At 72.5% G+C, this 6,587-nt stretch carries 8 protein-coding genes; 3 read left to right on the forward strand and 5 right to left on the reverse strand.

Translation table 11 applies throughout. The features are described 5' to 3' along the window. Both AC13HU_RS28905 and AC13HU_RS28910 read left to right on the forward strand, forming a co-directional pair. The coding region (locus AC13HU_RS28905; protein WP_483044909.1) for a hypothetical protein at window positions 1-645 on the forward strand (645 nt) is incomplete at its 5' end. Between the two features lie 117 nt (window positions 646-762). Then, window positions 763-1,551: a Bax inhibitor-1/YccA family protein gene (locus AC13HU_RS28910; protein WP_483044910.1), complete on the forward strand. Its 789-nt coding sequence runs from the start codon at window positions 763-765 to the stop codon at window positions 1,549-1,551. Window positions 1,552-1,678: 127 nt separating this feature from the next. Here AC13HU_RS28910 and AC13HU_RS28915 read toward each other — a convergent pair whose 3' ends face one another. Then, window positions 1,679-1,912 (reverse strand): DUF4287 domain-containing protein, encoded by a 234-nt coding sequence (locus tag AC13HU_RS28915; protein ID WP_483044911.1) that lies wholly within the window; start codon window positions 1,910-1,912, stop codon window positions 1,679-1,681. A 132-nt stretch (window positions 1,913-2,044) separates the two neighbouring features. On the opposite strand from AC13HU_RS28915, the gene AC13HU_RS28920 reads away from it, so the two are divergent. Next, window positions 2,045-2,371, forward strand: a complete 327-nt coding sequence (locus tag AC13HU_RS28920) for a hypothetical protein (protein WP_483044912.1) — start codon at window positions 2,045-2,047, stop codon at window positions 2,369-2,371. A gap of 64 nt (window positions 2,372-2,435) precedes the next feature. Here AC13HU_RS28920 and AC13HU_RS28925 read toward each other — a convergent pair whose 3' ends face one another. The 4 genes from AC13HU_RS28925 to AC13HU_RS28940 form a co-directional block, all read right to left on the reverse strand. Beyond that, window positions 2,436-3,287, reverse strand: a complete 852-nt coding sequence (locus tag AC13HU_RS28925; protein WP_483044913.1) for a hypothetical protein — start codon at window positions 3,285-3,287, stop codon at window positions 2,436-2,438. A 297-nt stretch (window positions 3,288-3,584) separates the two neighbouring features. Further along, a complete protein-coding gene (locus tag AC13HU_RS28930) occupies window positions 3,585-4,829 on the reverse strand; it encodes an acetyl-CoA C-acetyltransferase (RefSeq protein WP_483044914.1) in 1,245 nt (414 codons plus the stop codon). Between the two features lie 245 nt (window positions 4,830-5,074). Then, window positions 5,075-6,031 carry a Ppx/GppA phosphatase family protein gene (locus AC13HU_RS28935; RefSeq protein ID WP_483044915.1) on the reverse strand — a complete coding sequence of 319 codons (957 nt, stop codon included), beginning with the start codon at window positions 6,029-6,031 and terminating at the stop codon, window positions 5,075-5,077. Then, window positions 6,028-6,543 carry a DUF501 domain-containing protein gene (locus AC13HU_RS28940; RefSeq protein WP_483044916.1) on the reverse strand — a complete coding sequence of 172 codons (516 nt, stop codon included), beginning with the start codon at window positions 6,541-6,543 and terminating at the stop codon, window positions 6,028-6,030. Before AC13HU_RS28940 ends, AC13HU_RS28935 begins: the two co-directional genes overlap by 4 nt. Window positions 6,544-6,587: the final 44 nt, after the last annotated feature.

The following is a 6,587-nucleotide window of genomic DNA, read 5'->3' on the forward strand; positions in this document are numbered from 1 at the left end:
GTACGGGACACCGCGGTCGCGTCCTGGCCGCACATCCCGGCCGCCTACGACCACGGGGTACGGCTGTCCGGCCTGCCGCTGGCGGACCTGCTCGGTGTCATGGTCCACCCGCCTCAGCCGCCCGACGACAAGCAGGGCCGCTACCTGCGCGCGTACCGCCCCGAACTGTGGGTCCGCGCGGTGCAGACCTTCGCCTGCCTCGGGATCGCCCATCACCGCGCCGACGAGCCGTGGCCGGACTCGGTGCGCCGCTCGGTGCTGCTGGATCTGCTCGGCGGCCCCGAGGACTGGCTCGCCGAGGCGGCTTCCTTCGCCATGGTGGCCACCGCCTGGGTCGACCCCGCCGTTCGCGAGGACGTCGGGCTGCGGGTCACCGAGCGGATGCTCGCCGCGGCCAGGGCGTACCGCACCCGCGAGGTCACCGTGCTCGGCTCGCTGTGCCGCCTGGTGCTGCTGTGCCCGTGGCTGGACGCGACCTATACGGGGCTGGCCCGTGACCTGCTCGCCGCGATCGGACGTGCCGAGCAGGAGCCCGACGGCGCGGCCGGCACGGACGCCGGCGCGGCACCGGCCGCGCCCGCGAAGCCCGCGGGACCGGCGGCGCGGCCCGCCCGCAGGGGCTTCTTCCGCCGCCGACACCGCTGAACCGCCCTGCCCGCACCACCCCTCCTCGACTCTCCTCGACTCCTCGACCGCAATGCGGCTTTTTTGCCATCCACCTACCCTTGGGGCAGCCGCAGCGCGCGGCCCCGGAGGACTGTGATGAAGAGCAGCAACCCCGTGCTGACCGGCCGCGGTTTCACCGAGGGCGGCGGAACCTCCCAGCAGCCGCGGGACCTGACGGCCGCCCAACTGGAGACGATGTACGCCCGCCCGACCGCCGGGCCCGCGCGCACCGGCCGGATGACGATGAGCGATGTCGTCGCCCGCACCGCCACGACCCTCGGCACGGTCGTGCTCGGCGTGCTGCTCGGCTGGTTCGCGCTACCCGAGCGGTACGGCCTCGCGATCGGCGCCGCGGTTATCGCGTTCGTGCTCGCCATGGTGCAGGCGTTCAAGCGGACGCCCTCGCCCGCCCTGATCATCGGCTACGCCTTCTTCGAAGGCGTCTTCCTCGGCGTCCTCAGCCGTACCTACAACGAGGCGTGGCAGGGCGCTCCCGTAGAGGCGGTGCTCGGCACCGTGGCCGTCTTCTGCGGCATGCTCCTCGCCTACCGGACCCGCCTCATCCGCGTCACCTCGCGCTACCGGCGGATCGGGCTGGCGGTCTCCGTCGCCTTCCTGATCGCGATCGTGGTCAACCTGCTCTTCTCCGCCTTCGGCGGCGGCGCCAAGCTGGGGATTCACACCGGCGGGCTCGGCATCGCCTTCTGCGTGCTGGGCATCCTCCTCGGCGCCTTCTTCCTCTCCCTCGACTTCCAGCAGGTCGAGGACGGGATTCGCCACGGTGTGCCTCAACAGCACGCGTGGCTCGCCGCATTCGGGCTGACGCTCTCCCTGGTGTGGATCTACCTGGAACTCCTGCGCCTCTTTTCCCTGCTGCGCGACTGAAGTTGCGCGGGTCCGCCCGAGCCGTCCACAACTGCCGGTTCCCGGACCACCCTTGCGTCGCGGCTTGTCGCGCGGTTCCCCGCCGCCCTGAGTTTCGCGGGTGGTCCGGGGACGGCGGAGGCGACCCCTACAGGAGGTTGCGCCTGGCCCGACGCAGGTCGAACTCGTGGACGAGGGCCTTGGCGTGGCCGTAGGAGAGGGCGTGCTCGCTGCGCAGCCAGCTCACCCTTTCGTCGAAGCGGAGGAGTGAGGGTCCGTCGGCGAGGTCGCGCAGCCACTCGCTGACCTCGCGGCCGGTGCAGTGCGGGATACGGTCGAGCAGATTCCGGTGGGTTTCGTCGGAGATGTGCGTTGGGTACATAGCGCCTCCGGTATGCGATCCGGTCACCCCACCGTGCCCCAGGGGTCGTTCGTTGGCAACCATCCCGGGCGTGCGGATATCGGTGCGAAGCCGCTTCGCGGGTGCGCCGGGCGCGCGGGTAGGGTCGCGGTCATGTCCGATCGCACCGCGCTGCACACCTCCGTCGACCGTCTCGCCGGGCGGCTGCGGTCGCTCCCGCAACGCAGGCTCCAGGGCGGAGCCGCCGCCGAGGCGCTGGAGTTGGCCCGCTGGCTGGCCGCTCAGGCCGAGGCCCTGGAATTCCCGGACCGCCCGCCGCACCACATGCCGAACGACGGGATGTTCGTCGTGGGCGACCAACTCGCCGTTGCCGGCCATGAGTTGGCGATGGCCCTCGGTTCGGCCGAGCCCGCCCGGGCCGCCGCGACCGTGACGGAGGCGCTGAAGCGCGTGGCACGGGCGGCGAAGAGCATCGGCTGACCGGCCGCCCGCGGGGGCGCCGCACGGCGTCGTCGTACGGCCGGCGAACACCCGGCCGCACGCGTCAGAGCGACGCCACCACGCGGTCGGCCAGGACGTAGACGGCCTCGTCGCCGTACGCGAAGGTAAGGGCGTAGGCGCCGGCTATCGCGGAGCCGCCGCGCAGCACGGGGGTGTCGCCGCGGTCGAGGGCCTCGCAGAGCTTGAGGGCGGTCTCGCGGTGCCCCGGGGTCATGCAGAGCGTGGTGCCGTCGGCGAAGACGTAGACGTCGAGGGTGCCGAGCGGGCCGGGGCGGACATCGGAGAGCGGGATACGGCCGTCGGCGAGGTCGGAGAGGCGGTCCGCGGTCCGGTCCGGGGAGGCGACCACCGGGGAGGGTGCGAAGTCCGGGCCGGAGGGGTGCGGGATCGCGCCGGGCGCGGGGAGCGTGACCTCGGGGGCGTCCGTGGCCTCGGGGTCGGCGGCGGCGTCCGGGCCGCCGGGCTCGATCGCGGCGAAGTCGGCCTGCCGGGGCAGGTAGGGCAGCACCGGCGGGACCTCGTAGTCGCGGTGGCCGGCGAGGTCGGCGGCCTCGTCCGTCAGGGCGCCCGAGCCGCTCGGACCGCCCGGACCGCCGGGTATGCCGTAGGGGCCGCGCGGCAGGCCGGCCTCGCCGGCGCTCTCCCGGGCCTCCTGCTCGGCCCAGAAGGCGCGCGCCTCGGCCAGTTCGCGCTCGCGCTCGTCGGCGAGCGCCTCGGCGACGGCGGTACGGATGTCACCCGCGCCGTCCCGGGGCCCGGGAACGCTCAGCCCGGCCAGATCGCGGCGCAGGGCGGACAGTTCGCGGCGAGTGCCGCGGGCGGTGAGCAGGGCGGCGGCACCCGTGGCCGCGGCGAGACCCGCGGCAACCAGCAGGACGGTGAAGTTCACACTCACTGAGCTACTCCCGACTGATGCGACCCGAGCAATGCCCACCAGGACGGTGGGCGAAACTTCCCCCGCACTCACTCTGCCGGTAAACCCCTGGCCTTTGCAGTGCGGACCGTCATGAATTGAACGGGTCTGCCCTCTTGTCCCGTCCCGCGACGCCCGCGCTGACCTGGCAAAACGCGAACACCCCCGGGGAAAATCACGCCCCGGGGGCAATTTGATTGCGACTTACGTCACACTGCGTACACAAAGAAGTCACATCGTCGCTCGATGTCACAAAGCGCAGTTCGACGGCCCGATCGCTCAGCTCAGCCGTTCGATCACCATCGCCATGCCCTGGCCGCCGCCGACACACATCGTCTCCAGACCGAACTGCTTGTCGTGGAACTGGAGGCTGTTGAGAAGGGTGCCGGTGATCCGGGCGCCGGTCATGCCGAAGGGGTGGCCGACCGCGATCGCACCGCCGTTGACGTTCAACCGGTCCAGGTCGATGCCCAGGTCCTGGTAGGAGGGGATGACCTGCGCGGCGAACGCCTCGTTGATCTCCACGAGGTCGATGTCGCCGATGGCCATGCCCGCCCGCTTGAGCGCCTGCTTGGACGCCTCCACCGGGCCGTAGCCCATGATCTCCGGGGACAGCCCGGAGACGCCGGTGGAGACCACCCGGGCCAGCGGGGTGACGCCCAGCTCGCGCGCCTTGGTGTCGGACATGATCACCAGGGCGGCGGCGCCGTCGTTGAGCGGGCAGCAGTTACCGGCCGTGACGGTGCCGTGGGGGCGGAAGACGGGCTTGAGGCCCGCCACGCCCTCCATGGTGACGCCCGCGCGCGGCCCGTCGTCCTTGGCGACCACGGAGCCGTCCGGGAGCGTCACAGGGGTGATCTCGCGCTCCCAGAAGCCGTTCTTGAGGGCTTCCTCGGCGAGGTTCTGCGAGCGGACGCCGAACTCGTCCTGTTCCTGGCGGCTGATGCCCTTCAACGCCGCCAGGTTCTCGGCCGTCTGGCCCATCGCGATGTACGCGTCCGGCACCGCCCCGTCCTCACGCGGGTCGTGCCACTCGCCCCCTCGCTCCGCCGGGGGGACCCCCACCCCCTCCTCGGCGCGCTTTTCCGTGCGCGCCCGCGCCTCGTCGAAGAGCGGGTTCATCGTGTCGGGCAGGCTGTCGGAGTTGCCCTTGGTGAACCGAGAGACCATCTCCACGCCCGCCGACACGAACACGTCGCCCTCGCCCGCCTTGATGGCGTGCAGCGCCATCCGCGTGGTCTGCAGCGACGAGGAGCAGTAGCGGGTGACGGTGCAGCCCGGCAGGTGGTCCATGCCCAGCCGCACGGCCACGATCCGGGCCATGTTGAAGCCCTGCTCGCCGCCGGGCAGGCCGCAGCCGAGCATCAGGTCCTCGATGTCGCGCGGGTCGAGCTGCGGCACCTTCTCCAGCGCGGTCCTGATGATCGTGGCGACCAGGTCGTCCGGGCGCAGTTCCTTGAGCGAGCCCTTGAAGGCACGCCCGATGGGCGAACGGGCGGCTGAGACGATGACGGCTTCGGGCATCGCGACACTCCTCTTCGAGGCGGCGGGACTGCCGGCCCGCACTTGCGGCGCCGGCCGGCGCGGCGTGGGACCGTCGCCGGACCCCCTGGGAAGTTACCCGCACGTAGCGGAGCGAGTCACCAGGCCGCCACTGTGATGCGGGATACTTTCTGAGCGCTTGCTTACCCGCGACCGCCTACCCCGTACCCGTTTTCACCCCGCCCAACCGGCCGCCACCCCGAGATCCGACCGGCCGCCCCCGAGACTCAGCCGGCCGCCGCCGCGAAGGCGATGCCGTCGAGGATGTCGTGTTCACTCACCACGACCTCCTTCGCGGCCGTGCGTTCCATGATGCGCAGCAGGACCAGGGCGCCCGAGGCGATCACGTCGACCCGGCCCTCGTGCATCGACGGGATCGCGGCGCGTTCGGCGTGGGTGGCGGCCAGCAGCCGGGCGGTGATCTCACGGACCCGTTCGAGGGAGACCCGGGAGTGGTGGATCGCGGCCGGGTCGTAGGCGGGCAGGTCCTGGGCGATCGCGGAGATCGTGGTGACCGAACCGGCCAGGCCCACCAGGGTGCGGGCCCGGTCGAGGGGGACGTCGGCGGCGGCCTGGTCGAGGGCCGCGTCGATGTCGGCGGTGATCGCGGCGACCCGTTCGGGGGTCGGCGGGTCCACCACCGCGCCGTCCACCACCAGATGGCGCTCGGTCATCCGCACGCAGCCTATGTCGACCGAGCGGGCGGCGGTCACCTCGCGGTCGCCGAGCACGAACTCGGTGGAGCCGCCGCCGATGTCCACCACCAGATACGGCGCGTCCAGGTCGTCGGCGCCGGTCAGTTCGCGGGTGGCGCCGGTGAAGGAGAACTCCGCCTCCTGGGCGCCGGAGACCACCTCGGGGCGCACTCCGAGGATGGCGACGACGCCGTTCACGAAGTCGTCGCGGTTCTCGGCGTCCCGTGACGCGGACGTGGCCACGAAGCGGATGCGCTCCGGCGGCACCCCGTGCGCGCCGATCACCTCGGCGTACTCCCGGCAGGCCGCGAAGGTGCGCTCCAGCGCCTCCGGGGCGAGCCGGCCGGTGCGGTCCACGCCCTGCCCGAGCCGGACGATCCGCATCCGCCGGTCCAGGTCGGTGAGGCCGCCCGTGACCGGATCGACGTCGGCGACCAGCAACCGGATCGAGTTCGTGCCGCAGTCGATCGCGGCCACGCGTACCGTCACTGCGACGTCCCCTCACCGGTGCAGGGGCCCTTGGCCCACCACTCGGGAAGCAGCGCCAGCGTCTCGTCGCCGAGCGGGTTGACGCCCGGGCCCGCGGCCAGCGAGTGGGCGGCGAGCACATGCAGGCACTTGACCCGGTCGGGCATGCCGCCCGCGCTGGGGAAGCCGGGCAGCACCTCGATGGCGTCGCGGCGGGCGATGTAGTCCTCGTGGGCGGCGCGGTAGGCGGCGGCCAGTTCCTCGTCCTCGGCGAGCCGGGCGGTCATCTGCTTCATCACGCCCTCCGCCTCCAGGGTGCCGATCGCGGAGGCCGCGCGCGGGCAGGTGAGGTAGTACGTCGTCGGGAAAGGACTGCCGTCCTCCAGCCGGGGCGCGGTCTCGACGACGTCCGGGTTGCCGCAGGGGCATCGGTGCGCGACGGCGCGCAGGCCGCGCGGCTCGCGGCCGAGCTGCGCGCGTACGGCGGCGATGTCGGCCTCGGTGGGCGGGGTGTGTTCCGGGGTGCTGTCCATGAGCCGATCTGCTTTGCGGTGTGCGGGAGTTGGGCCGGTGGGAC

The organism is Streptomyces sp. NH27 (assembly GCF_056859195.1).

Coding starts and splice junctions, on each gene's coding strand:
- AC13HU_RS28940 (WP_483044916.1), bottom strand. CDS start 6,543: ATGGACAGCACCCCGGAACACACCCCGCCCACCGAGGCCGACATCGCC.
- AC13HU_RS28920 (WP_483044912.1), top strand. CDS start 2,045: ATGTCCGATCGCACCGCGCTGCACACCTCCGTCGACCGTCTCGCCGGG.
- AC13HU_RS28930 (WP_483044914.1), bottom strand. CDS start 4,829: ATGCCCGAAGCCGTCATCGTCTCAGCCGCCCGTTCGCCCATCGGGCGT.
- AC13HU_RS28910 (WP_483044910.1), top strand. CDS start 763: ATGAAGAGCAGCAACCCCGTGCTGACCGGCCGCGGTTTCACCGAGGGC.
- AC13HU_RS28915 (WP_483044911.1), bottom strand. CDS start 1,912: ATGTACCCAACGCACATCTCCGACGAAACCCACCGGAATCTGCTCGAC.